Source organism: Pseudomonas nitroreducens, assembly GCF_014204515.1.
GTDB lineage: Bacteria > Pseudomonadota > Gammaproteobacteria > Pseudomonadales > Pseudomonadaceae > Pseudomonas > Pseudomonas nitritireducens_A.
This window is the reverse complement of sequence record NZ_JACHLI010000009.1, coordinates 24,824-46,534: the sequence shown is the minus strand read 5'-3', so window position 1 is coordinate 46,534 and position 21,711 is coordinate 24,824. Positions and strand designations below refer to the sequence as shown.

22 protein-coding genes and 1 pseudogene are annotated in these 21,711 nt (G+C 63.4%); 8 read left to right on the top strand and 15 right to left on the bottom strand.

Going from position 1 to position 21,711, the window contains the following annotated elements:
* Positions 1 to 54: 54 nt before the first annotated feature.
* From HNP46_RS13355 to ttcA, 7 genes and pseudogenes are all read right to left on the bottom strand, one after another.
* Positions 55 to 1,935: a hypothetical protein gene (locus HNP46_RS13355; protein WP_184589625.1), complete on the bottom strand. Its 1,881-nt coding sequence runs from the start codon at positions 1,933 to 1,935 to the stop codon at positions 55 to 57.
* Positions 1,936 to 2,130: 195 nt separating this feature from the next.
* Positions 2,131 to 2,793, bottom strand: a pseudogene (locus tag HNP46_RS13350) (class I SAM-dependent methyltransferase).
* Positions 2,794 to 2,808: 15 nt separating this feature from the next.
* A complete protein-coding gene (locus tag HNP46_RS13345; protein WP_184589623.1) occupies positions 2,809 to 3,339 on the bottom strand; it encodes a C40 family peptidase in 531 nt (176 codons plus the stop codon).
* Between the two features lie 80 nt (positions 3,340 to 3,419).
* Positions 3,420 to 4,040, bottom strand: coding sequence for a C40 family peptidase (locus HNP46_RS13340; protein WP_221454963.1), 621 nt, complete (start codon positions 4,038 to 4,040; stop codon positions 3,420 to 3,422).
* Between the two features lie 75 nt (positions 4,041 to 4,115).
* Entirely contained in the window at positions 4,116 to 4,880 is a 765-nt protein-coding gene (locus tag HNP46_RS13335) for an NAD-dependent protein deacylase (protein ID WP_184589619.1), read from the bottom strand.
* A gap of 19 nt (positions 4,881 to 4,899) precedes the next feature.
* Positions 4,900 to 5,571, bottom strand: a complete 672-nt coding sequence (locus HNP46_RS13330) for a DNA-3-methyladenine glycosylase I (RefSeq protein WP_184589617.1) — start codon at positions 5,569 to 5,571, stop codon at positions 4,900 to 4,902.
* Between the two features lie 19 nt (positions 5,572 to 5,590).
* Positions 5,591 to 6,418 carry a tRNA 2-thiocytidine(32) synthetase TtcA gene (gene ttcA, locus HNP46_RS13325; RefSeq protein ID WP_017522174.1) on the bottom strand — a complete coding sequence of 276 codons (828 nt, stop codon included), beginning with the start codon at positions 6,416 to 6,418 and terminating at the stop codon, positions 5,591 to 5,593.
* A gap of 101 nt (positions 6,419 to 6,519) precedes the next feature.
* Here ttcA and HNP46_RS13320 point away from each other — a divergent pair, with 101 nt between their 5' ends.
* From HNP46_RS13320 to HNP46_RS13310, 3 genes are all read left to right on the top strand, one after another.
* Positions 6,520 to 7,116 (top strand): DNA-J related domain-containing protein, encoded by a 597-nt coding sequence (locus tag HNP46_RS13320; RefSeq protein ID WP_184589615.1) that lies wholly within the window; start codon positions 6,520 to 6,522, stop codon positions 7,114 to 7,116.
* A 160-nt stretch (positions 7,117 to 7,276) separates the two neighbouring features.
* Positions 7,277 to 7,873, top strand: a complete 597-nt coding sequence (locus HNP46_RS13315; RefSeq protein ID WP_184589613.1) for a Yip1 family protein — start codon at positions 7,277 to 7,279, stop codon at positions 7,871 to 7,873.
* 169 nt (positions 7,874 to 8,042) lie between these two features.
* Complete coding sequence (locus HNP46_RS13310) at positions 8,043 to 8,540, top strand: SprT family zinc-dependent metalloprotease (RefSeq protein WP_184589611.1); 498 nt, start codon at positions 8,043 to 8,045, stop codon at positions 8,538 to 8,540.
* 6 nt (positions 8,541 to 8,546) lie between these two features.
* Here HNP46_RS13310 and HNP46_RS13305 read toward each other — a convergent pair whose 3' ends face one another.
* A complete protein-coding gene (locus tag HNP46_RS13305) occupies positions 8,547 to 9,728 on the bottom strand; it encodes a CaiB/BaiF CoA transferase family protein (RefSeq protein WP_184589609.1) in 1,182 nt (393 codons plus the stop codon).
* 43 nt (positions 9,729 to 9,771) lie between these two features.
* Positions 9,772 to 10,911, bottom strand: coding sequence for an acyl-CoA dehydrogenase family protein (locus tag HNP46_RS13300; protein WP_184589607.1), 1,140 nt, complete (start codon positions 10,909 to 10,911; stop codon positions 9,772 to 9,774).
* 145 nt (positions 10,912 to 11,056) lie between these two features.
* Here HNP46_RS13300 and HNP46_RS13295 point away from each other — a divergent pair, with 145 nt between their 5' ends.
* Entirely contained in the window at positions 11,057 to 11,521 is a 465-nt protein-coding gene (locus HNP46_RS13295) for a GNAT family N-acetyltransferase (protein ID WP_184589605.1), read from the top strand.
* A 198-nt stretch (positions 11,522 to 11,719) separates the two neighbouring features.
* Here the strand turns inward: HNP46_RS13295 and HNP46_RS13290 are convergent, their stop codons facing one another.
* Positions 11,720 to 13,036: an OprO/OprP family phosphate-selective porin gene (locus tag HNP46_RS13290; RefSeq protein WP_184589603.1), complete on the bottom strand. Its 1,317-nt coding sequence runs from the start codon at positions 13,034 to 13,036 to the stop codon at positions 11,720 to 11,722.
* A 298-nt stretch (positions 13,037 to 13,334) separates the two neighbouring features.
* Between HNP46_RS13290 and HNP46_RS13285 the strand changes: the two genes are divergently transcribed.
* A complete protein-coding gene (locus tag HNP46_RS13285) occupies positions 13,335 to 14,267 on the top strand; it encodes a DedA family protein/thiosulfate sulfurtransferase GlpE (protein ID WP_184589601.1) in 933 nt (310 codons plus the stop codon).
* 141 nt (positions 14,268 to 14,408) lie between these two features.
* Here HNP46_RS13285 and HNP46_RS13280 read toward each other — a convergent pair whose 3' ends face one another.
* From HNP46_RS13280 to HNP46_RS13270, 3 genes are read right to left on the bottom strand one after another with little or no spacing between them, the layout of a single operon-like run.
* Positions 14,409 to 14,648, bottom strand: coding sequence for a zf-HC2 domain-containing protein (locus HNP46_RS13280; RefSeq protein ID WP_184589599.1), 240 nt, complete (start codon positions 14,646 to 14,648; stop codon positions 14,409 to 14,411).
* Entirely contained in the window at positions 14,642 to 15,250 is a 609-nt protein-coding gene (locus tag HNP46_RS13275; RefSeq protein WP_184589597.1) for an RNA polymerase sigma factor, read from the bottom strand. Before HNP46_RS13275 ends, HNP46_RS13280 begins: the two co-directional genes overlap by 7 nt.
* Positions 15,251 to 15,252: 2 nt before the next feature.
* Positions 15,253 to 16,374, bottom strand: coding sequence for a beta-ketoacyl-ACP synthase III (locus HNP46_RS13270; protein WP_184589595.1), 1,122 nt, complete (start codon positions 16,372 to 16,374; stop codon positions 15,253 to 15,255).
* 423 nt (positions 16,375 to 16,797) lie between these two features.
* On the opposite strand from HNP46_RS13270, the gene HNP46_RS13265 reads away from it, so the two are divergent.
* Positions 16,798 to 17,310 (top strand): ankyrin repeat domain-containing protein, encoded by a 513-nt coding sequence (locus HNP46_RS13265; RefSeq protein ID WP_184589594.1) that lies wholly within the window; start codon positions 16,798 to 16,800, stop codon positions 17,308 to 17,310.
* A 1-nt stretch (position 17,311) separates the two neighbouring features.
* Here HNP46_RS13265 and HNP46_RS13260 read toward each other — a convergent pair whose 3' ends face one another.
* The gene (locus HNP46_RS13260; protein ID WP_184589592.1) at positions 17,312 to 18,214 is read right to left on the bottom strand and encodes a LysR family transcriptional regulator; all 903 of its coding nucleotides are present in this window, start codon (positions 18,212 to 18,214) and stop codon (positions 17,312 to 17,314) included.
* A gap of 104 nt (positions 18,215 to 18,318) precedes the next feature.
* Between HNP46_RS13260 and HNP46_RS13255 the strand changes: the two genes are divergently transcribed.
* Entirely contained in the window at positions 18,319 to 19,503 is a 1,185-nt protein-coding gene (locus HNP46_RS13255; protein WP_184589590.1) for an MFS transporter, read from the top strand.
* 88 nt (positions 19,504 to 19,591) lie between these two features.
* Entirely contained in the window at positions 19,592 to 20,635 is a 1,044-nt protein-coding gene (locus HNP46_RS13250; protein ID WP_184589588.1) for an acyltransferase family protein, read from the top strand.
* On the opposite strand, the gene HNP46_RS13245 is transcribed toward HNP46_RS13250, so the two are convergent.
* On the bottom strand, positions 20,617 to 21,681 hold the full coding sequence (locus HNP46_RS13245; RefSeq protein WP_184589586.1) for a GGDEF domain-containing protein: 1,065 nt from the start codon (positions 21,679 to 21,681) through the stop codon (positions 20,617 to 20,619). The genes HNP46_RS13250 and HNP46_RS13245 overlap by 19 nt on opposite strands.
* Between the last annotated feature and the right edge of the window lie 30 nt (positions 21,682 to 21,711).

Below are 21,711 nucleotides of genomic sequence, written 5' to 3'. Positions count from 1 at the left end.
CATCTAAATAAAATGTTACGCCTCATCATTTGTCGACTCATCCATTCAAGTTACTCAATTGGCATTTGAAGGCGGCATGACTTCAATACCGTATAGAGCGACGCCAAGCAGTCGAGTATCTTTGGAGTTTCCGACGCTTGACGGCGATATCGGGTGATCAATTTGCAGCGTGATCTGCATGGGAGCACCATCCGGGCCTTTCGGCTTTATTGCGACCGTTGCCTTTGCAGCCGTCGCGCTGAACTTGGTCACTCCCTGCTCGATACCGTCAGCGAAAACCGTCACTTGCTGCAGGGAATCCGGTTGTGGCAGAAAAGCTCCCAGCTCAAGCAACACTTGGCTTCCGGCCGGTATTGGCGGCAACTGAATCACTGCTCGCGCCCCTAGCGACCAAGTAAACATCTCATCCGGCACGGTCCAACCACTCCCCAGCAGGTAGTCGGTGAACAAGTCCCTGTCATTCTTGATCGTGAGGACACCGGAAACCAAGGAGGCCGGGGGTGAATATTCAAAGAAGGATATTCCTCCGAGGTCAATATTCGGAGCTCTTGCACCGCCATCGAAAGACCTACGGACCACGAAGCGCTTGTTACTCGCAACCTCCTCGCTGGTGCATTTCAACTTCTTGCTGAACGAAATGTACCAGTTCGTGTTTACACAAAAGACATCTTCGGATTGGCGCTTGGCATAGGCGCCAGTTCCCACGATCACCATCCACACGTGCGGCCAATCTCTCGAGTCGTCAAGGTTCAGGACAAGGCGACCGCCATTTCCCTTTTCCTTGAGCAAGGCCTGTTCAAGTTCAACGATCTGCAACCCCTGATACTGATCAAGATAAAAGGGCGGCTTGCTGGCCATGAAAAAGCTCAAGCCCAGTGCAGCAGCTGACATTACTACGCTGACGGGAAGTGCATATCGTGTACTCTTGAAGAGCTGCGCTGCATAGGTCACCAGCGCGACGGCGAAAATGGAGGGGACTGAAAAATAGAACAATCCGATATAGGTCTGCTCCAGATAGTCAACTCCGTAGCGCGCGTAAAACAACATCGCAAGCGTCGCCGCCAGCAGCACCACCAACAGTGAACGGGTCACCCGTGTAGTGCGATCGGCTGTTCTAGCCCGCCAGAGCAAGGCGGATACAACAATTGCAGCCAGAAATACGCTCTTACCTCCCCAATATAGGCTCACGAAACCAATGGCATTTTTCAGTTTGTTGGGCTTATGTCCCCCGCCGAAGGCTAGATAATCGCCCAGAGGGCCGGGAAACTCTTTGACAGTGAGAATAATCAAGGGAACGAAGAACAGTACCAACAGCACGACTGCCACAAACAATGGAAGTGCGTTTTTCTTCAAGAATTCCGGCCGGAGAACACCCCCGCGCTGAGCGCCGAAAAAGAAGCTGTAGATAAGGACTATAACAAGCATTAATCCCAGGATGGCGATAAAAGATGCATGACCATTGATAAGGAAGCCTGCACTAATTGCCAGCATCCACAGAGAGTCCGCCTTTTCCTGAATCAATCGCGCCAGCGACAACAGCAAAACAGCGAATGGGAAGAAGTAAAGATGTGGAAACCAGATACCATTGAAGAAACTGTGATCCTCAATTGCAGTTGCCAGGCAAAAAGCTGAAACAGCGGCCAACACCACGTGCCGCGCCAACCCCATTCGATGAAGCAAAACAGCAATCAGCGTCAGCCAGAATGCATTATAGAGAACTACCGAAATCAACTGGCCGGCGAAAGCATAATTCACCCAGCCTAATTTATCGAAAAACACATATTCCCCAGCCGCCAACACATAGAGGATTGCCGGCCCCGGATGATTGAATCCGACTCGTGAGTAATTACCCACCAACAGACTGAACGACTTGGCATCCTGGATCAGTAAAGAGTTTGCAGCAAAATCTCCCATTTCATTGGTAGCCACTTTCATGGCATCCCATCCTGAAATCATGAGAACTATTGCAATTGCAAAATAGATTAACAGCCAGAAAATCAGTGATCTTGAATCCAGTTTCTTTAACACCGCGATACCTAATCTACAGTCCATGTTGGGAGCTTAAAATCGGCGTCCAGCATGCCAGAATGCCTGTACCAGAAACAACCGTGTGGACAATCACAAATACAGCTAGCGCTTGCGACAAAGGCTCATCCCATCACCAATCGGCACCAGCGAATAATCCACCCGCTCGTCTGCCTTCAATGCCTGGTTGAGTCGCTGAATAGCGCGGGTGTCCGCGCTGTCCGGGTTGGCCTCGAGCACCCGGCCGCTCCACAGCACATTGTCGAACACCGCCAGGCCGCCTTCGCGCAGCAAGGTCAAAGAGCGCTCCAGGTAAGTGGGATAGTTGGCCTTGTCGGCATCGATGAACACCAGATCGAAACTGCCCTGCTGGTCGCCGGCCACCAGGGCATCGAGCGTGGCCAGCGCCGGCCCCAGGCGCAGTTCGATGCGTGAGTCGACACCCGCGTCTCGCCAGTAGCTGCGGGCGATGTCGTTCTACTCGCCGGGCAGGTCGCAACAGAGGATGTGGCCGCCTTCGGGCAGGGCTTCTGCCATACACAGCGCACTGTAGCCGGTGAAGGTGCCGATCTCGAGAATGCGTTTCGCGCCCATCAGCCTGACCAGCAAGGCGAGGAACTGCCCCTGTTCCGGAGCGACCTGCCAGCGCGCCGTGGGCAGACTCGCCGTCTCGGCGCGCAGGCGAGCCTTGACCGGAGAATCACGCAGGGAGACGTCGAGCAGGTACTGGTAGAGCGAATCGTCGAGGTTCAGCGTGCGGGTGGTCATGGGCCCTCCTGAGGATCAGGGGTGGAGGGCGAGACTCTGCACGGCGAGGACGCGCTTGGCTTCCAGGAAGGCTTTCTGCCAATAGGCGCTGTCGAGGCTGTCCAGGCGAACTGTCCCACCCGTTCTGGGCGCATGAACGAAGCGCCCCTCCCCGACATAGATACCCGCATGGCTGACACCGCGTCCACCGCTGGTGGCGAAGAACACCAGATCGCCGCTCTGCAGGGATTCGCGGCCGACCGTGGGCGCGCGCATGGAGATCATCTCGCGGGTCGAGCGCGGCAGCGCAAGGCCGGTGGCATCGCGGTAGACGTAGCCGATCAGGCCACTGCAGTCGAAGCCGCCATCTGGAGTGTTGCCACCCCAACGATAGGGCGTGCCAACCAAGCCAATGGCACGGATCAGGACATCGTCAGCAGCTTGGGTGTTATAGACGGGAGCGGGGGCCGAACGCACTACGGGAGGCGGAGACGGCGGAGTGCGACTGGCACAGGCAGCCAGCGAGGCGAGAACAGCGAGGAAGATGAAGCGCTGAGGAACGAGCATGTGATGGCATCCCGTCAAGGAATGCCATCACTTTGTACCAACAGTGAGTTAAGCGCAATACTTAAAGTAAAACTTTAAGTTCAGCGGCTCACCGTCTTCGGCTCGTAGCCCGGTTCGAGTACGCGCTTGGCTTCCATGAAGCTCAGGCGCCAGTAGCTCTCGTCCAGGCGATCCACCCGCACACCACCGCCGCGGCGGCTGGCGGAATGGATGAACTGGCCATCGCCGATATAAATGCCGGCGTGGCTGACCCGACCGCGACCACGGTTATTGAAGAAGATCAGGTCGCCCGGCTGCAGGTCTTCTTTGGAGACCAGCGGGACGTCCATGTTGATCATCTCACGCGTGGAGCGCGGCAGGCTGATGCCCGCTTCTTCGCGGAACAGATAGCCCACGAAGCCGCTGCAATCGAAGCCGGTCCGCTCGGATTTTCCGCCAAAGCGGTACGGCGTACCGATCAGCGAGAAAGCGCGGTCCAGAATGTCGGATACATGGGCAGTCGAACTGCCGTTATCGTTTTTGGCCCCCTCGTCCTGCGACTCATTCACCAGCGCTATGTTGTGCTGGTTGACCTGGAGTGCGGCTCGAGTGGCAGGCGCTGAAGCGACCTGGTTCGGCTGCGATTCCGGCGAATGGCTGGCGCAAGCTGCCAGCAGCAGAACGAAACTCATGGGCACGAGGGGTGCTAAGCGTTTAAGCATGGGCACGACCGTGTCTCATTAGTTCCATTTAGTAGCGGGCTAATTTGCCCTCTCAATGGAGGCAATGCAAGTTTTTTATCGCGGAATGTGACTCAGCAGGCGCGGCATAATGTCTAAGGCTCGACCCACCATTCTTTCTTCGACCACTGAACTGAGGTCGGTCAGCCCCGGATTCACCTCGGCGGTGAAGCCTCCGGCATCGCGAGTACGCAGTACCGGCTCGATGATGTAGGGGAAGCTCGCGGTGGTCCCCACCAGCAGTACAGCATCGAATCCTTTGCGCAATTGCGCGTAGAGCGAGTCGATAGCCTCTTCGGGCAGCCTCTCCTCGAACAGCACCACCGGCGGACGCAGTACGCCGGCGCAGCGTGCGCATTTGGGCGGTAGCGGCGGAAGCAGGTGCCCAGCCAGTTCAGTACTTTCCAGCCCGCACGACTGGCAGTACAGCGGCGCCAGCTCGCCATGGATCTCGATCAGGCGTTCTGCAGGCGAGCCGGCCCGGCGATGGAAACCGTCGATGTTCTGCGTCAGCACCCAGCACTCAGGTTTGCGTCGCTGCAACTCGGCGATAGCCGCATGACCTGCATTGGGCTGAGCATTCAGGCAGGCCTTGCCCAACTCGGCCAGGTACTTCCAGCACAGCGCCGGGTCCTTCCGCAGCATCGGGCCGGAAATCGCCACTTCGATGGGGATGCCTTCCGCTGTCTGGCCGTTGTAGAGCCCACCGAGGCCGCGATAGGTGGGCATGCCGGAGTCGGCAGACAGGCCTGCGCCGGTGATGACCAAGATTCGTTCGGCGCGGGCCAGTGCCGCTCCGGTACGTTCAATGGCCGAGTCCATGCGCCCTCCTCCGCTCAGGTCAATGGTTGACGGTCAACGCCAGCATCATCGAAATATGGCACAGCGGACGGCCGCTTTGTTCCTGCCATTGATTGAACGCCGCCTGCACCTGGGCCAAGTCTTTCTGGCTGGTGGGCGCTTTGTCGACGATCTCCTGGGCCTTGAGTGCCGCGACCACGTCATCGCCAAGAACGAACGTGTCCTTGCCTGCCATGCGCAGGAAACGCGGCGCGGACATCCCGCCCATCTGGTTGCCACGCTTGGCCAGCAGCTTCCACAGGCCGACGATATCGCTGGACGGCCAGCCCGCCAGCAGCTTGCCGAAGCTGCCGTATTCACGGGCGATGTCCAGGACCATCTGCGCGTTGCGCGGCACACTCTTGAGCTTGCCCAGGTGACGGATCAGTCGGGCATCCTGCATCAGGTTTTCCAGGCGCTCGCCGCCCATCAGCACGACCTTCTCCGGATCGAAACCGAAGAAGACTTCCTCGAAGGCCGGCCATTTGGCGTCCACCAGGCTGTGTTTCAAACCCGCGCGAAAGACTCGCAGGCTGAGCAAAGACAGGTAGCGATCGTCGCCAACCGCCATCAGCTCAGCCGCCGACCTGGCCTGCGGCAGGCGAGCCTCCAGCGCTTGGACCGAGCCGAAACGGTTCAGGCAGTATTCGTACAGCCACTGGTAATCGCGCATCGGGCGTCCTTGCGAGGTCTTACAGATTCATCACGTCGAGGAAGCGCGGAGTCGCGGTCTCATCGATGCGCAGGCTGTTGAAGTCGAACAGGTTGCGGTCCGCCAGTTGCGATGGCACCACGTTCTGCAGCGCGCGGAACATGATCTCGGTACGGCCGGGCGACTTGCGTTCCCAGTCCAGCAGCATCTCCTTGACCACCTGGCGCTGCAGGTTCTCCTGCGAGCCGCATAGGTTGCACGGGATGATCGGGAATTCCTTGAGCACCGAATAGGCCTCGATGTCCTTCTCGTTGCAGTACGCCAGCGGGCGGATCACCACGTTGCGGCCGTCGTCCGACAGCAGCTTGGGCGGCATGGCCTTGAGCGTGCCGCCGTAGAACATATTAAGGAAGAAGGTTTCCAGGATGTCATCACGGTGGTGTCCCAGCGCCATCTTGGTTGCACCGATCTCGTCGGCGTAGGTATAGAGGGTGCCACGGCGCAGGCGCGAACACAGCGAGCAAGTGGTCTTGCCCTCCGGGATCTTCTCCTTCACCACCGAGTAGGTGTCCTTCTCGATGATGTGGTACTGCACGCCAATGGACTCCAGGTACGCCGGCAGCACGTGCTCGGGGAAGCCCGGCTGCTTCTGGTCCATGTTCACAGCGACGATCTCGAACTGGATCGGCGCCACCTTCTGCAGGTACAGCAGGATGTCCAGCAGGGTGTAGCTGTCCTTGCCGCCGGACAGGCAGACCATCACCTTGTCGCCGTCCTCGATCATGTTGAAGTCGGTGACCGCTTCGCCAACCTGGCGGCGCAGGCGTTTCTGCAGTTTGTTCTGGTTGACCGAAAGGGTGCTGGCCATGGTGCTCTGGAATCCGAAGGGCAAGACGAAAAGCCGGTCATTTTACGCGCAAAGCGACGCATACCCCAGCCCCTCTATCGGCCTACTGCTAATCTGACAGCATGACGCCCGACCTCGATCCTTCCCTCGACCTTGCCGGCCAGCTCCTGCAGCTGCTGCAGGAAGCATCTGAAGGAATCTCTGAATTCCAGCTGATCCAGCAGCTCAAGGCGCGGCATTCCACCCACGTGCCCAACCTGCCGCTGACTGACAAGCTGGTGCTGTTTCGCACCCATTTTCTGGTCTTCAACGCACTGTACCGCCTGCGGGACAGGCTCTGGGAGGAGAACTCGGCGCACCTGGAGATCGGCCCGCTGCAGATCCGGCTCTCTCCTTATATGAGCGGCGTGCAGGCACTCGGCGAACAGGATGCCCTGCGCAGCTACTATCTGGACGAGAAGAACCTGAAGGAAACCACCGAGCGCGACGTGGAGAAGCTGCTGGAAAGCTTCTGGACGCGTATGCAGGGCAACGAGGAAAAGGCCGCGGCGCTGGCCCTGTTCGAGCTGGAGGATGGCCCGGTGGACTACGCGCTGATCAAGCTGCGCTACCGCCAGCTGGTGAGCCAGCACCATCCGGATCGGGGCGGCAGCACCACGCGGCTGCAGTCGATCAACAAGGCCATGGAAATTCTGGAGCGCTATTACAGCCGCCCGTGAAACTTCCATTTGCTCTAAACCCACGGACGACGTGGCATGCAGCCATTCCTATACTGCGACTTAAGGTCGCATTAGTCGGCCAGGCACCGGATGACGCTGGCTACGCGTATTCGGCGCCTTGCTGGGGGGCGACCTTCTATAAGAAGAGGAGAATGCTGACATGATCCATCATGTGTGGGGGCTCTTCACCCATCCCGATCAGGAATGGCAGGACATCCGTGGCGAGGAAGAATCCATCAGCCACATGTACCTGACCCACGTCCTGATCCTCGCTGCCATCCCGGTCATTTCCGCCTACATCGGCACTACGCAGGTCGGCTGGGTATTGGGCAATGCGGGACCGGTCAAGCTGACGGCCGCCAGTGCGATCCAGCTGACCATCATGACCTACATCGCCATGCTCGCCGGCGTCGCCGTGATGGGCGCCTTCATCCACTGGATGGCCCGCACCTACGACGCGTCGCCATCGCTGACCCAATGCATCGTGTTCGCCGCATATACCGCCACCCCGCTGTTCATCGGCGGCCTGGCGGCGCTCTACCCGCACCTGTGGCTGGGCATGATCATCGGCACCGCCGCGATCTGCTACACGGTCTACCTGCTCTACGTCGGCATCCCGACCTTCATGAACATTCCCAGGGATGAAGGCTTCCTGTTCTCCAGCTCGGTGCTGGCGGTAGGACTGGTGGTGCTGGTGGCGATGATGGCCCTGTCGGTCATCCTCTGGGGCAGCGGCGTCGGCCCGGAATACACCTGATAGCGCTAGATGAACGAAAAACCGGGCCCCAGCGGCCCGGTTTTCTTTTGCGCGCTTGCCTGAAACTCGCCCGGCTTGCCTGAAGCTGCGCCCCGGACGAGCGGCCGCGAGAAATCCTCCACCCGCGCTTCGACTGCGGCATAATCTGCCCCCGTCGGAGAACCACTGTATGCCTGAACAGCTCAACGCTCGCGTCGAAGCCTGCTACCAGCAGGCCGAAGCCTTCTTCCAGCGGCACTTTCCCCGCCCGGAAGTGAGCTTCCGGCTACGCGGCCAGAAGGCCGGCGTCGCCCACCTGGATGAAAACCTGCTGCGCTTCAACCCGCAGCTGTACCGGGAAAACCACGAACACTTCCTGCAGCAGACCGTGGCACACGAAGTGGCCCACCTGATTGCCCACCAGATGTTTGGCCCACGCATCCGCCCCCACGGCGAGGAGTGGCAGCTGATCATGCGCGGCATCTACGGCCTGCCGCCGGATCGCTGCCACACCTATGAGATCAAGCGCCGCCGCGCCACCCGCTACCTGTATCGCTGCCACTGCGGCGAGGGCAATGAATTCCCCTTCTCCGCCCAGCGCCACAACCTGGTCGCCCAGGGCCGCCGCTACTACTGCCGGCGTTGCCGCGCGACGCTGATCTTCACCGGCGAAACCCGCCGCGAGTGATGCCGCTCAGGCAATGACCTTCGCCGCTTTCAGCGCTGCGACCTGCTCATCGGAATAACCCAGTTCTGCCATTACTTCCGCCGTGTGCGCACCCAGCGCAGCGCCGATATGGCGCGGCTCGGGCAGGCCGGCGGAGAAGCGGATCGGGCAGGCCATCTGCCGCTGCTCGCCGCCCTTGCCGTTAGGTACCTGGGTGACGACGCCACGCTCGCGCAATTGCGGATGCTCGACGGCCTCGGCCAGCGACAGCATCGGCTCGACGCAGGCATCGAGCGCGGCGAAACGCTCCTGCCACTCGCTGAAATCGTGCCTCTCGAACTCGATGGCGATCTCGCGCTTGAGCGCCTGCTGATCTTCCGGCCTGGGTGAAAGCCCACGCGCGGCCAGTTCGGGCCGGCCGATGGCGGCGCAGAACTGCTGCATGAACTGCGGTTCCAGGCTGCCCACCGAGAACCAGCGACCATCGCGGGTGCGGTAATAGTCGTAGAAGCTGCCGCCATTGAGCGCGAGACCTTCCATCTCCGGCTCGACACCCGCAGCGAGATAGCCCGCGCCGGCCATGCCGTGCAGGCTGAAGGCGCAGTCGGTCATGCTCACGTCGACCTGCTGCCCCTCCCCCGTCTGCTGCCGATGGATGACCGCGGCCAGCAGGCCCATCACGCCATGCAGCGAGCCGCCGCCGATATCCGCCAGTTGCACGCCCAACGGCAGCGGACCGCTCTCACGGCGACCGGTGTAGCTGGCAACGCCGGCCAGGGCCAGGTAGTTGATGTCATGCCCGGCGCGGTCGCGCAGCGGCCCGGTCTGGCCGTAGCCGGTGATCGACACATAGATCAGCTTCGGGTTGATCGCCTTGAGCTCCTCGTAGCCCACGCCCAGCTTGTCCATCACGCCTGGGCGGAACTGCTCCAGGACGATGTCGTATTCCTGCACCAGTTGCTTCACCACCTCCACTGCCTCGGCCTGCTTCAGGTCCAGCGCGATGCAGCGTTTGTTGCGGTTGAGGTAGGCGTGGCTGGCGGAGGTGCCGTCCACGTGCGGCGGCAGTACGCGCACCAGGTCCATGCGCGTGGGCGATTCCACGCGCAGCACCTGGGCGCCCATGTCGGCCAATAACAGCGAGGCGAACGGCCCCGGCAGCAGGGTGGAGAAATCGAGGATCTTCAGGGAGGCGAGCGGGCCGTTCATGGGCACTCCTGTTTCGCTCAATCGATACGTGGGCGCCGCGCCTTCAGAGTTTCATGCCGCGGCTGATGATCTCTTTCATGATCTCCGAGGTCCCGGCGAAGATGCGCTGGATGCGCGCGTTCGCGTACATCTTGCAGATCGGATACTCCCACATGTAACCCCAGCCGCCGTGCAGTTGCACGCCTTCATCGACCACCTTGCAGAGCAGCTCGGTGGTGAACAGCTTGGCTTCGGCAGCCACCTCCGGGGTGAGTTTCTTCTGGTTGTGGTCCATCACGCAGTGGTCGGTGAAGACCTGGGCCACGTCGATCTGCGTACGCATCTCGGCGAGCTTGAAGCGTGTGTTCTGGAAGTGCGCCACCGGACGGTCGAAGGCCTTGCGTTCCTTCACGTAGTCGATGGTCGCGTTCAGCGCGGCCTCGGCGCCGGCCACCGCGCCGCAGGCGTTGGTCAGACGTTCCTGGGCGAGCATGTTCATCAGGTAGAAGAAGCCGCCCTTGGCGTCGCCCAGCAGGTTTTCCTTCGGCACTTTGACGTTGTTGAAGAACAGCTCGGCGGTGTCCTGGCTTTTCATGCCCAGCTTCTTCAGGTTGCGTCCGCGCTCGAAGCCCTCCATGCCGCGCTCGACCACGAACAGGCCCATGGCATGCTTGTTGTTCGGATCGGTCTTGGCCGCGACTATCACCAGGTCCGCCAGCAGGCCGTTGGAAATGAATACCTTGGAGCCGTTGAGGACGAAGTGGTCGCCCTTGTCCACCGCCGTGGTGCGCATGCCGGCGAGGTCGGAGCCGGCAGAAGGCTCGGTCATCGCCACCGCCAGGATGCTCTCGCCACGGATGATCCCCGGCAGCCAGCGGGCCTTCTGCTCGGCGTTGCCGTATTCGGCGATGTAGGGGCCGCACAGCGCCGAGTGCAGCGGGATCATGAAGCCCGGCTCGTTGATGGCGGCCAGTTCCTCGCACATGATCTGTTCGTAGCGGAAATCCTTCAGCGCGGTTCCGCCGTACTCCTCTTCCGCCCAGGGCAACAGGAAGCCCATCTCCCCGGCCTTGCGCCAGACACTGCGGTCCACCACGCCGGCTTCTTCCCATTCTTCCTGGTGAGGCACCACTTCCCGGTCGAGGAAGGTTCGGAACGCATCGCGGAACAGGTTGTGCTCGGTCTCGAAGTGATTGCGCAGCATGGTCGACTCCCGGTGGGTTGAGTGCCCGCAGGGTAGGTGCTGGCGGCGCGCGGCCTCAATGACGCGAGCGCTCAGGGTCGATTGACGCAATCGCCCAGCAGATGCGAGTGTGAAACTTCCCAAAGCTCCATCGGAGAGCGCCCGCATGCAGATTCGACCTTTCCAGGTAGAAGACTTCCTGCCGTACCAAAGCTGGTTTGCCGATCCGCTGCTCGACGCTCATCTGGGGCCGATCGACCGTGACGGTGTGGAGCAGGTGCTCAATGACTCCGACAGGGCTCTGTACAGCGTGCTGCGGGGCGACCTGCTGGTCGCGGTGGTGGGTATCCGCTTGCCGGACGAGGCCCATCCCTTCTACTTCGTCACCGATCTGGCGGTACGTCCGCAACTGCGCGGCTCCGGCGTAGGACGCCGGGTGATGGCGCTGATGATGAACCGCCCGGAGCTGCAGCGCAGCCCTCTCTGGCGGGCCAGCGTGCGGCCGGACAATCCGGGGGCACTGGCCTTTCTCCTCAAGCTGGGCTGGACACGCCTGGCCATGGGCAACCCGTTCGACGAGTTGCTGGAATTCGAATTCCAGCGGCGGCCGGCGGGGCCCTTGCTGCGTTGATCCAGCACGATGCGTAGGAGCGGACTCCGTCCGCGATGATCCGCCCCCGGCGCCAGATCCAGCCGATCGCGGATGAATCCGCTCCTACAGGAGCTGGCTACACCACGGGCCAGCAAAAAGCTCCTTCCGACTCCCATAAAAAAACCCCCGCCGAGGCGGGGGTTCACACAAAGGAGTCAAACGGTATCGCTGTCTTTCTTAGAACACGTACTGCAGACGGGTGACGATGCCGTTGCCGTCGTCGTCGCCGTTGGCATTGCGGATGCCATCGGTCTTGACGTGGACGTAGTCCAGGGAGACCTTCACGGCTTCGTTGGCGTACCAGTTCACACCGATGGTGTTGGTGCTGGCCTTGGTGTCGCCCACGTCGCGGGTGGCGGTAGCCACGACCACGTTCGGGTCGTCGACCTTGATGTGGTCGTAGCGGTAGAAGACTTCCCAGGCACCGATTTCCTTGTTGGACGGCTTGATGGTGTCGAACTTGGCGCCATCGAGCTTGTACACACGGGATTCACCGGTGATGGTGTAGGCCAGCTGGCCGTAGTAGCCGTCAGCCTTGATGTCTTCGTACGCGTCGGCGTCAGCCTTCAGCTTGCGCTTCAGGTATTCGGCCTGAGCGGAGAACGGGCCGATGGCGTAGGCGAATTCAGCACCCCAGGTGGAGTCGTCCTTGTAGGAACCGGCCGGGCTCAGGGTGGCGCCGCCGAAGGTGGCGCGGTTGCCGTTGTCGCCAGCATCGTTACCGCCGTTGGTGGCGATACCACGCATGCCCAGACGCGGACGGATGCGGGAGTCGAAGGCGGTGTCGTCCAGGTCACGGTAGGCGTAGTCCACGCCAACATGCAGGACGTTGCCGTCGGTGTTCAGCGGAGCGAACACACCACGGAAGTTGAACTGCTTGACGCTGTCGCCGTCGGTGTCGTCGGCATCCTTGGAGAACACGCCGGCGTCGACGTAGGCCATGTTGGCGATGACGCCGCCAACCTGGGCGCCCAGGCCGTCCTGGTGGGTGTTGATCCAGTCAGCCAGTTCGTAGGCAGCGGTACGCTCGGTAGCGGTCACCCACTTGGAGCTGGTGGCTTTTTCCAGGCCGAAGTCCGGGTCGAAGCGGCCGAATTTCAGGGTGACCGGGCTGAAGCCGGTGTAGCTGAAGGAAGCCTCGTCGAAGTAGCCGTTATCAGCGTTACCCGAGTTGTGGGACATGTCGTAGTTGATCTGGTATTTCCAGTCTTTGTAGACAGTGCCGCCCAGCTCGATGTAGGCGCGGCGGAAGTAGGCGCCGTCACCGTCGTTGCCGTTCTTGGTGTAGAAACCATCGAAGCGGCTGTAATCCGCTTGCAGACGGCCACCCAGCTTGAAGCTGAATTCCTTGTCGGTTGTGCCGACTTCAAGACCGCCTTTGGTCTTGATCACGATATCGGCGCCATCGGTGGTGACTGTGCCTGCGAAAGCCTGGGCGGAAACGGCCAGTGCCAGGGCAGTGGCGGCGTAACCGGCGAAGTGCTTACGGATCATCGAAGATTCCCCTTAATGGTATTTGCGTTGAACACGCCGAGTGCCTGGCTGCTGCGCGCCCCCCAAGGACTCGCACAGGCCGTTCTGGCGGCCCCCGTTTGTGTTGCTGGGAATCTTGGCGAGGGGTTATTTCAGATCAGTTGCTCCTAGATAAAACTTTTATTACAGCGGAACTTTTGATTTCTTTGAGTCATAAAGGACCCAAGCCAGATCCCGCCTGGCCTGGAGCCCTTTTTCGCAAGCGCTTTGGCGGTATGCTTGCCGCCTTCTTCTGAAAGACCTTTCCTCAGGCTTTTCCATGAATGAACTGCAACCCCTGATCCAGCAGCACGGCCTCAGCCTGCTGTTCCTCAACGTCCTGCTGGAGCAACTGGGACTGCCGATCCCGGCTTATCCGGCGCTGATCGTCGCCGGCGCGCTCGCCCTGCAGGGCAGCGGCGTGCCGCTGGGCCAGGCGCTGGCAGTCGCGGTATTCGCCTGCCTGATCGCCGACCTGATCTGGTTCTTCGCCGGCAGGCGCTATGGCGGCTTCATGCTGCGCAGCGTGTGCAAGGTCTCGCTGTCGCCGGACAGCTGCATCCGCCAGAGCCAGAGCCTGTACCTGCGTGTCGGCCCGCGCGCGCTGCTGATCTCGCGCTTCCTGCCCGGCGCCAGCGCGCTGACCACCACCATGGCCGGCATGACGCGCACGCCGCTGCCGCGCTTCCTCGCCTACGACTGCGCCGGGGCTGCGCTCTGGGCCGGTTCTGCGCTGCTGCTGGGGAGCATTTTCAGCAACGCGGTGGACCGCATTCTCGCCTTGCTCACCGAGTACGCCAGCGTGGGTGTCGGCGTGCTGCTGGGCAGCTTCGCGCTGTTCATCGCCTGGAAGCTCTGGCAGCGCTTCAGCCTGCTCAAGCGCACCGCGCGCATTCCACGCATCAGCGTCGACGAACTGCGGGCACGCCTGGACGCGGGCGAGCCGCCGCTGATCCTCGACGTGCGTGCGCAGTTCGATGACGAGGCGATCCCCGGTTCCATCGCCTTCAGCCTGGACGGTGCGCTGGACGAGCTGCGCGGCAGCCTCGAAGACAAGGACGTGGTGATCTACTGCGCCTGCCCCCACGAGCTTTCCGCGGCGATGCTGGCGGAGCGCCTGCAAGCGTTCGGACACCCACGGACGTGGGCGCTGTCAGGTGGGCTGGATGCGTGGCGGGCGCAAGCACCTGCGCCGGTCTTGCATGCGACGTAGGAGCGGACTTTGTCCGCGATGGGCATCCACCGTGAAGATATCGCGGATGAATCCGCCCTGGCTCTGCTGCGATCTGACATTCAGGGAGCCCCGCTGGGTCTTCGCGGACAGAGTCCGCTCCTACGCAGAGCCTCGGCGCTCCTAGCGCCGAGCGTTGTCCCGGCGCAGTTCGGCGAGGTGGTCGGCCAGGCGTTCCGCATCGGCACCTGGCGGCTCGGGCAACAGGCGCAGGGTCGCCTGGGTCAGGCGCATCTGCCGCAGGTAGCGCCGGCAGTTGCGGCACAGCAGCAGGTGCCGACGCAGGGCAAGCTTCTCGCGCCAGCCCAATTGTTCGTCCAGCAGGTCGCTGGAGCGGGCTACCAGTTCCTTGCAGGTCAGCATTCCCCGGTCTCCTCGAAGTGCTCCACGGTGGCGAACACCTTCAGCCGCGCACGGTGCAGCAGCACCCTGACATTGGAGAGCGAAACCTCCAGGAGATTACAGATCTCTTCCAACTCCAGCCCCTGGCGCTCGCGCAACAGCAGCACGCTGCGCTGCAGTTCGGAGAGGCTCAGCAAGGTCTTTTCCAGGCACTGGCGCAGCTCGTCCTCGGCCAGCAGGGCTTCGGGCGAGTCCTCATGCCAGGCCAGCGGCGCCGTGCTCCAGTGGCCGTCGGCGGCAAAGCGGGAGTCGTCGAGGCTGCCATGGGGCGCGGGCAGGTCGTCCAGCGATACGTCGCGGCGAACCTTGCGCAGGCGGGTCTTGGCGGTATTGGCGGTGATGGTCAGCAGCCAGGTCTTGAGGCTGGAGCGGCCCTGGAAGCCGTCGAGGTTACGCACCGCAGCGAGCCAGGCGTCCTGCACCACTTCATCGGCATGGGCGGCGCCGACGATGGCGATGGCCACGGCGCGCATCGCGCCCTGGTAGGTGGCTACCAGGGTGCGGAAGGCCTGCTGGTCACCGGCCAGCAGGCGCGACAACAGCTCGCTGTCGTCGGCGGGCACGATCAGCGCTTGCGCAGGATCACGCTGCCGATGGAGTAGCCGGCGCCGAAGGAGCTCAGCACGCCGATGGAGCCGGCGGGCAGGTCATCCTGGTACTTGTGGAAGGCGATCACCGAACCGGCCGAACTGGTGTTGGCGTAGGTATCGAGGATCACCGGCGCCTCGTGGGCCTCGGCATCGCGGCCGATCAGCTTGCGGGTGATCAGCAGGTTCATGTTCAGGTTGGCCTGGTGCAGCCAGTAGCGCTTCACGTCGCTGACCGGGATGTCGTTCTGCGCCAGGTGCTCGCCGATCAGCTCGGCCACCATCGGGCAGACGTCCTTGAACACCTTGCGGCCTTCCTGCACGAACAGCTTGTCGCGGCTGCCAATGCCTTCTTCCGCGGCGCGGTTGAGGAAGCCGAAGTTGTTGCGGATGTTGTTGGAGAACTGGGTCAGCAGCTTGGTGCTGACCACGTCGAACTGGTGCTGGCTGGTGGCCTGGTCGGCGCGCTCGATGACCACGGCAGTGGCGGCGTCGCCGAAGATGAAGTGGCTGTCGCGGTCGCGGAAGTTCAGGTGGCCGGTGCAGATTTCCGGGTTGACCATGAGGATCGCGCGGGCCTGGCCCAGTTGCACGCTGTTCACTGCGGCCTGGATGCCGAAGGTGGCCGAGGAGCAGGCGACGTTCATGTCATAGCCGAAACCCTGGATGCCGAGAGCGGCCTGGACTTCGATGGCGACGGCCGGGTAGGCGCGCTGCAGGTTGGAGCAGGCGACGATCACCCCGTCGATGTCTTCGGGCTTGCGGCCGGCGCGCTCCAGGGCCTGCCTGGCGGCAGCGGTGGCCATTTCGCAGAGGATGCCCCAGTCTTCGTTGGAACGCTCTGGAATGCGCGGCGCCATGCGCTGCGGATCGAGGATACCTTCCTTGTTCACCACGAAGCGGCTCTTGATGCCGGAAGCCTTTTCGATGAAGGCCGAGCTGGACTCGGACAGCGCCTCGACTTCGCCCTTGGCGATGGCTTCGGCATTCTGCTCGTTGTGACTGCGGACGTAGCTGTTGAAGGATTCCACCAGTTCATCGTTGGAGATGCTGAACGGCGGGGTATACAGGCCGGTTCCGCTGATCACGACTTTATGCACGGTCAATCCTCTTCTCAATCTGCGCCGCCGGGCCGGGCGGCAAGGTTAGGCATCAAGGTGCCCGCTCGCTGGCCGGCACTGGATATTCGTCGCTCCGCGTCCTGGCGCGAAGGCTTCGGGATGGCGATCCCCGCAACCGGGCAGTGTGCCACTCCCACCGGCGGTGGGCACCTTTGCCCGCCCGGCGGTTCGCGGTTTCACCTGGGTGCAACCGCTGGTCGCCGATTATGCGGCAATTTTCGCCGAAATGCCGCCGTGCAGGGGCGGCATTTGCGCAAGATGATGGACGTCAATCACGCCCGGCCTGTCCTGGAGCAACGGATTGAAATTTTCCACCGGCACCATAGGCACAGTGTTGGCGCGCCAGAGCGCGCCAGTCCTTATCCTTCAGTGCATTCCCGACCTTGCCAAGGAGACTTCAGGATGAGTGCCGAAACCCGCCCGGACATGGATGAACAGACCCTCGAATTCGCCAACCAGGTGATCGACCTGGCCCGCCAGGGCGACACCCCGCGCCTGACCGAACTGCTGCACCAGGGCCTGCCGGCCAACCTGCGCAACCACAAGGGCGACAGCCTGCTGATGCTGGCCAGCTACTACGGCCACCACGACACCGTCGGCATGCTGCTCGACCACGGCGCCGACCCGGACCTGCGCAACAACGCCGGGCAGACGCCCCTGGCCGGTGCCGCCTTCAAGGGCGACCTGGAGATGGTGCGCCTGCTGCTCGGTCGTGGCGCCCAGGTGGAAGGCGCATCCCCCGATGGCAAGACCGCGCTGATGATGGCGGCGATGTTCAATCGCCCGGACATCGTCCGCTGCCTGCTGGAACACGGCGCCGACCGCGAGGCCCGCGATGCCAGCGGGCTGACGGCGCTGGCCGCGGCGAAGATGATGGGCGCCGGCGACACCCTGGCGCTGCTCGAAGCCGCCTGAGTCAGTCGATGCGCACGTGCTCGGCGAGGAAGTCGAGCAGCGCACGCACCCGCGCCGGCAGGTGCCCCGGCTTGCCCAGATAGAGCGCGTGCATGGGCTTGCGGTCGCCGGGGTTGAAGTCTTCCAGCAGCGCCACCAGCCGCCCCGCGGCGATATCCTCGCGCACCTGGAATTCCGCCAGCCGCGCCACTCCCAAACCCGCCAGCGCCAGGTGGCGCACGCTGTCGCCATCACTGGCCTGCAGGTTGCCGCTGGGTTCCGGATCGCCCGCCTGCCTGCCGAGGAAGGGCCAGTCGGGCTCGCTGCGTCGGTAGCTGAAGCCCAGGCAATTGTGCGTGGGCAACTCGCGCGGATGCCGCGGCGTACCGCAGCGCGCCAGGTAGTCCGGCGCGGCGACGATGCGATGTCCCGACTCGCCCAGCGAACGCGCCACCAGGCGCGAGTCCCGCAGCGGACCACTGCGCACGGCGACATCGGCGCGCACCTCCAGCAGGTCCACCACCTCATCGGTGAGCTGCAGATCGAGGCTGACGCCCGGATAGCGCGCGAAGAACAGTGGCAACGCCGGGATCAGGAACTGCCGGCCCAGCGGCAGGTTGCAGCTGATTCGCACCCGCCCCTGCGGCTCGGCGCTGGCCGAGGCCTCACGCTCGGCTTCGTCCAGGTCGGCGAGGATACGCAAGCTGCGTTCGTGGAAGGCCACCCCTTCAGCCGTGAGCTGCTGGCGCCGGGTGGAGCGGTTGAACAAGCGCGCGCCGAGGCGATCCTCCAGGCGCGCCACCAGCTTGCTGACGGCCGAGGGCGTCATCCCGCACTGCTGGGCGGCGGCGGTGAAACCACCGGTTTCCACCACGCGGATGAACACTTCCATTTCGCCGAAGCGGTTGACGTCAGGGCGGGCCATATTGAATTCAATTCACAGGTGATTTGCTCGAAGGCAGTCTATATCAGCAATCCGCTCAGCGATAACGTGGCGACCATTCTTCAAATCCATTTGGGAGAGCCCACGTGCCCATCGCCTTGTACGCCTTGACCGCCGGTGCCTTTGGCATCGGTGTAACCGAATTCGTGATCATGGGATTGCTGCTGGAGGTCGGCCAGGACTTCGGCGTGTCGATCTCTGCCGCCGGCCTGCTGATCTCCGGCTACGCCCTGGGCGTGGTGCTCGGCGCGCCGCTGCTCACCGCCCTCACCGCGCGCTGGCCGCAGCGCCGCACCCTGCTGGGGCTGATGGTGATCTTCACCCTCGGCAACCTGGCCTGCGCCCTGGCGCCGGACTACACCACGCTGATGGCGGCGCGGGTGCTGACGTCCTTTGCCCACGGCACCTTCTTCGGCGTCGGCTCGGTGGTCGCCACCAGCCTGGTGCCGGCCGAACGCCGCGCCTCGGCCATCGCCCTGATGTTCACCGGCCTCACCGTCGCCACCATCCTCGGTGTACCGCTGGGCACCTGGCTCGGCCAGTTGTACGGCTGGCGCGCGGCCTTCTGGGTGGTGACCGGCATCGGCGTGCTGGCACTGGCGATCCTCGCGCTCTACCTGCCGCGCAACAGCGCCCCGCCGGCCGCCGGCAACCTGCGCGACGACTTCCGCGTGCTCAAGCGCCCGGCCGTGCTGCTCGGCCTGCTGACCACCGTGCTCGGCTTCGGCGGCGTGTTCACCGTGTTCAGCTATGTGTCGCCGCTGCTGACCCGACTGGCCGGATTTTCCGAGAGCGCCGTGTCACCGGTGCTGCTGGTGTTCGGCGGCGGCCTGGTGCTGGGCAACCTGCTGGGCGGCAAGCTGGCCGACCGCCGGCTGGTGCCTGCCCTGCTCGGCAGCCTGGTGGCGCTGGCGGTGGTGATGGGCCTGATGAGCTTCGCCCTGCACGACCAGGTCGCGGTGGTCATCTTCATCGCCCTGCTTGGCGCCGCCGGTTTCGCCACGGTGCCGCCACTGCAGATGTGGGTGCTGGAAAAGGCCCACGGCGCCGGCCAGAGCGTGGCGGCCAGCTTCAACATCGCCGCGTTCAACCTGGGCAACGCCCTGGGCGCCTGGCTCGGCGGCATGACCATCGACCACGGCCCCGGCCTCGCCGCGCTGCCGTGGGTCGGCGCCCTGCTGCCGGTCGCGGCCATCGTCACGGCGCTGCTCTGCCTGCGCCTGGAGCGCGAACCGCAGCCGCTGACAGGAACCGTCCAGCAGGCCCGGTGAACGATCGGCGAATCGGCACTGTCGAGGAAAGGGGCGCGCACTGTCGCGCCTTTTTCTTTTCACGCACAGACGGAGGGCTCGCCCACCCATGCTGGTTTCGCTTCAGGCACTGCGGGCACTGGCCGCCTGGCTGGTGGTGTTCCATCACTTCATGCAGGTGTTCTTCGATTTCCGCGCCGACAGCCTCGGCGGCAAGCTTCTCTCCACCCGCGGCCAGGTCGGGGTGGACATCTTCTTCGTCCTCAGCGGCTTCGTGATCCACCTGTCCAGCGCCGGCCGGCCGATGTCGCCGCTGACCTTCCTGGTCCAGCGCCTGGCCCGCGTCGCCCCGGCCTATTGGCTGTACACGGCGATCACCGCGCTGATCATCTATGCCTTCGCCGACGTGATGCCGGTCTACGGCGTCGGCGGCAAATCCCTGCTGCTGTCGCTGTTGTTCATCCCCAGCGAAAACCCCGGCGGCTTCGGCCTCTATCCGGTGCTGCCGGTGGGCTGGACGCTGAACTTCGAGATGCTCTTCTACGGCCTGTTCGCCCTGTCCTTCCTGGTCGCCGAGCGCTGGCGCCCGTGGCTGGTGACGGCGTTGGTGCTGCTGGTGGCCCAGGTGCTGGCGCGCGAGCCGTGGCTGAGCAATTTCTACCGCAACCCGATCATCTTCGAGTTCCTTCTCGGCCTGGGCCTGGCGGCACTGTACCGGCGCGGCTGGCTCAACTGGCCGCGCCCGCTGGCGCTGGCCATGGCGACTGCGGCGGTGACCACCATCGCGCTGTTCCCCGCCGACCATCCCTGGCGCCTGCTGACCTGGGGCCTGCCCGCCGCCGCGTTGCTGGCGGCGTGCGTGGCGCTGGAGCCGCTGTTCGAGCGCAACAAGGTGCTGCATGCGCTGGGCGACTGGTCCTACTCGGTGTACCTGCTGCACGTCATCGTGCTGTGGCTGGCGGCCTACTGGCTGCACGAACGGCTGGGCCTGACGCCCTACCAGACGCTGGGCCTCAGCGTGCCGGCGATCCTGCTGCTGTCCTGGCTGAGCTACGAGTGGGTGGAACGGAAGATGGCGCGCCAGGTACGCAGCGCCTATGCGCGGATTGCCGAGCCGCTGGCAGCCAGGCGCGCTCAGGCCGGGTCGCTGTAGACCAGGCGGTTGCGCCCCTCGGCCTTGCCACGGTACAGGCGGCGGTCGGTGCAGCGGTAGAGCTCGTCCGCGTCCAGGCCGTCGCCCGGCCATTCGGCGAGGCCGAAGGTGGCGGAGATGCGGATGCGCTGGCCGTGGTACATCAGCGACGCTTCGTCAATTTCGCGGCGCAGGGATTCCACCAGCGGCTTGGCGTCGAAGCGGTCGGTGAACGGCAGCAGCAGGCCGAACTCCTCGCCGCCCAGCCGGCCGATCAGGTCGGTGGCGCGCAGCCGGTGGCGCAGGCGGGCGCACAGGTGCTGCAGGGCCTTGTCGCCGGCGTCATGGCCGTACTGGTCGTTGATGCCCTTGAAGTGGTCGACGTCCAGCACCACCAGCACCAGGCGCGTCTCGAAGTGCGCCGCCTCCTGGATGCAGCGACGCAGCGCGCGCTGGAAGCTCTCGCGACTGGCCACGCCGGTCAGCGCGTCGGTCAGCGCCAGCTGCCGCAACTGTTTATAAGCGGCGGCACGGCGCTCCTCGTAGACATGCATGAAGGCGATCACCAGCACGCCGCAGAAGATGCCGTTGCCGATGTCGATCAGCCCCGGTGCGTCCAGGCGCAGGTGATTGGCGTGCAGGTACATGACCGTGGCGACCAGCATGAACGGCACGGCGAGCAGAAAGCCACGCCACTTTCCCAGCAGCAGGTAGGCCATCACCGGCATCAGGTAGACCCAGACGAAGGCCGAGGCCGAGGCCTGGGGCATGACGATGATGTAGAGGATGAAGCAGAAGGTCGGTAGCAGGTAGGCAATGATCCACGGCACCAGGCGCCTGACCCGCTTGAGCCGGTGCGCGGCCCACAGCAGCAGTCCGCAGGTGACCAGTTCGGCGGCGGACAGCCAGAGATTGCCGGCGAGGAACTGCAGGATCGAGAACAGCCCCAGGGTCGCCCCGGTGCAACCGAAGATCAGCCGCATCAGCAGGCGATGGTCCGCCTCTTCCAGGCCGGTGGGTCCGGCACTGGAATCGAACAGGTGGTCGGGGTCGCTGTTGCGGTGCATCGCCCTGCTCCTTGGCTCGACCGCCCGGCG

Excerpts from the sequence above, each read along its gene's own strand:
- HNP46_RS13355 (WP_184589625.1), bottom strand. The coding sequence starts at position 1,935 with ATGAAAGTGGCTACCAATGAAATGGGAGATTTTGCTGCAAACTCTTTA.
- HNP46_RS13320 (WP_184589615.1), top strand. The coding sequence starts at position 6,520 with ATGACGCCCGACCTCGATCCTTCCCTCGACCTTGCCGGCCAGCTCCTG.
- HNP46_RS13290 (WP_184589603.1), bottom strand. The coding sequence starts at position 13,036 with ATGATCCGTAAGCACTTCGCCGGTTACGCCGCCACTGCCCTGGCACTG.
- HNP46_RS13265 (WP_184589594.1), top strand. The coding sequence starts at position 16,798 with ATGAGTGCCGAAACCCGCCCGGACATGGATGAACAGACCCTCGAATTC.
- HNP46_RS13260 (WP_184589592.1), bottom strand. The coding sequence starts at position 18,214 with ATGGCCCGCCCTGACGTCAACCGCTTCGGCGAAATGGAAGTGTTCATC.
- HNP46_RS13340 (WP_221454963.1), bottom strand. The coding sequence starts at position 4,040 with ATGCTTAAACGCTTAGCACCCCTCGTGCCCATGAGTTTCGTTCTGCTG.
- HNP46_RS13345 (WP_184589623.1), bottom strand. The coding sequence starts at position 3,339 with ATGCTCGTTCCTCAGCGCTTCATCTTCCTCGCTGTTCTCGCCTCGCTG.
- HNP46_RS13285 (WP_184589601.1), top strand. The coding sequence starts at position 13,335 with ATGAATGAACTGCAACCCCTGATCCAGCAGCACGGCCTCAGCCTGCTG.
- HNP46_RS13330 (WP_184589617.1), bottom strand. The coding sequence starts at position 5,571 with ATGCGCGATTACCAGTGGCTGTACGAATACTGCCTGAACCGTTTCGGC.
- HNP46_RS13250 (WP_184589588.1), top strand. The coding sequence starts at position 19,592 with ATGCTGGTTTCGCTTCAGGCACTGCGGGCACTGGCCGCCTGGCTGGTG.
- HNP46_RS13310 (WP_184589611.1), top strand. The coding sequence starts at position 8,043 with ATGCCTGAACAGCTCAACGCTCGCGTCGAAGCCTGCTACCAGCAGGCC.
- HNP46_RS13300 (WP_184589607.1), bottom strand. The coding sequence starts at position 10,911 with ATGCTGCGCAATCACTTCGAGACCGAGCACAACCTGTTCCGCGATGCG.
- HNP46_RS13335 (WP_184589619.1), bottom strand. The coding sequence starts at position 4,880 with ATGGACTCGGCCATTGAACGTACCGGAGCGGCACTGGCCCGCGCCGAA.
- HNP46_RS13280 (WP_184589599.1), bottom strand. The coding sequence starts at position 14,648 with ATGCTGACCTGCAAGGAACTGGTAGCCCGCTCCAGCGACCTGCTGGAC.
- HNP46_RS13305 (WP_184589609.1), bottom strand. The coding sequence starts at position 9,728 with ATGAACGGCCCGCTCGCCTCCCTGAAGATCCTCGATTTCTCCACCCTG.
- HNP46_RS13245 (WP_184589586.1), bottom strand. The coding sequence starts at position 21,681 with ATGCACCGCAACAGCGACCCCGACCACCTGTTCGATTCCAGTGCCGGA.
- HNP46_RS13315 (WP_184589613.1), top strand. The coding sequence starts at position 7,277 with ATGATCCATCATGTGTGGGGGCTCTTCACCCATCCCGATCAGGAATGG.
- ttcA (WP_017522174.1), bottom strand. The coding sequence starts at position 6,418 with ATGGCCAGCACCCTTTCGGTCAACCAGAACAAACTGCAGAAACGCCTG.
- HNP46_RS13295 (WP_184589605.1), top strand. The coding sequence starts at position 11,057 with ATGCAGATTCGACCTTTCCAGGTAGAAGACTTCCTGCCGTACCAAAGC.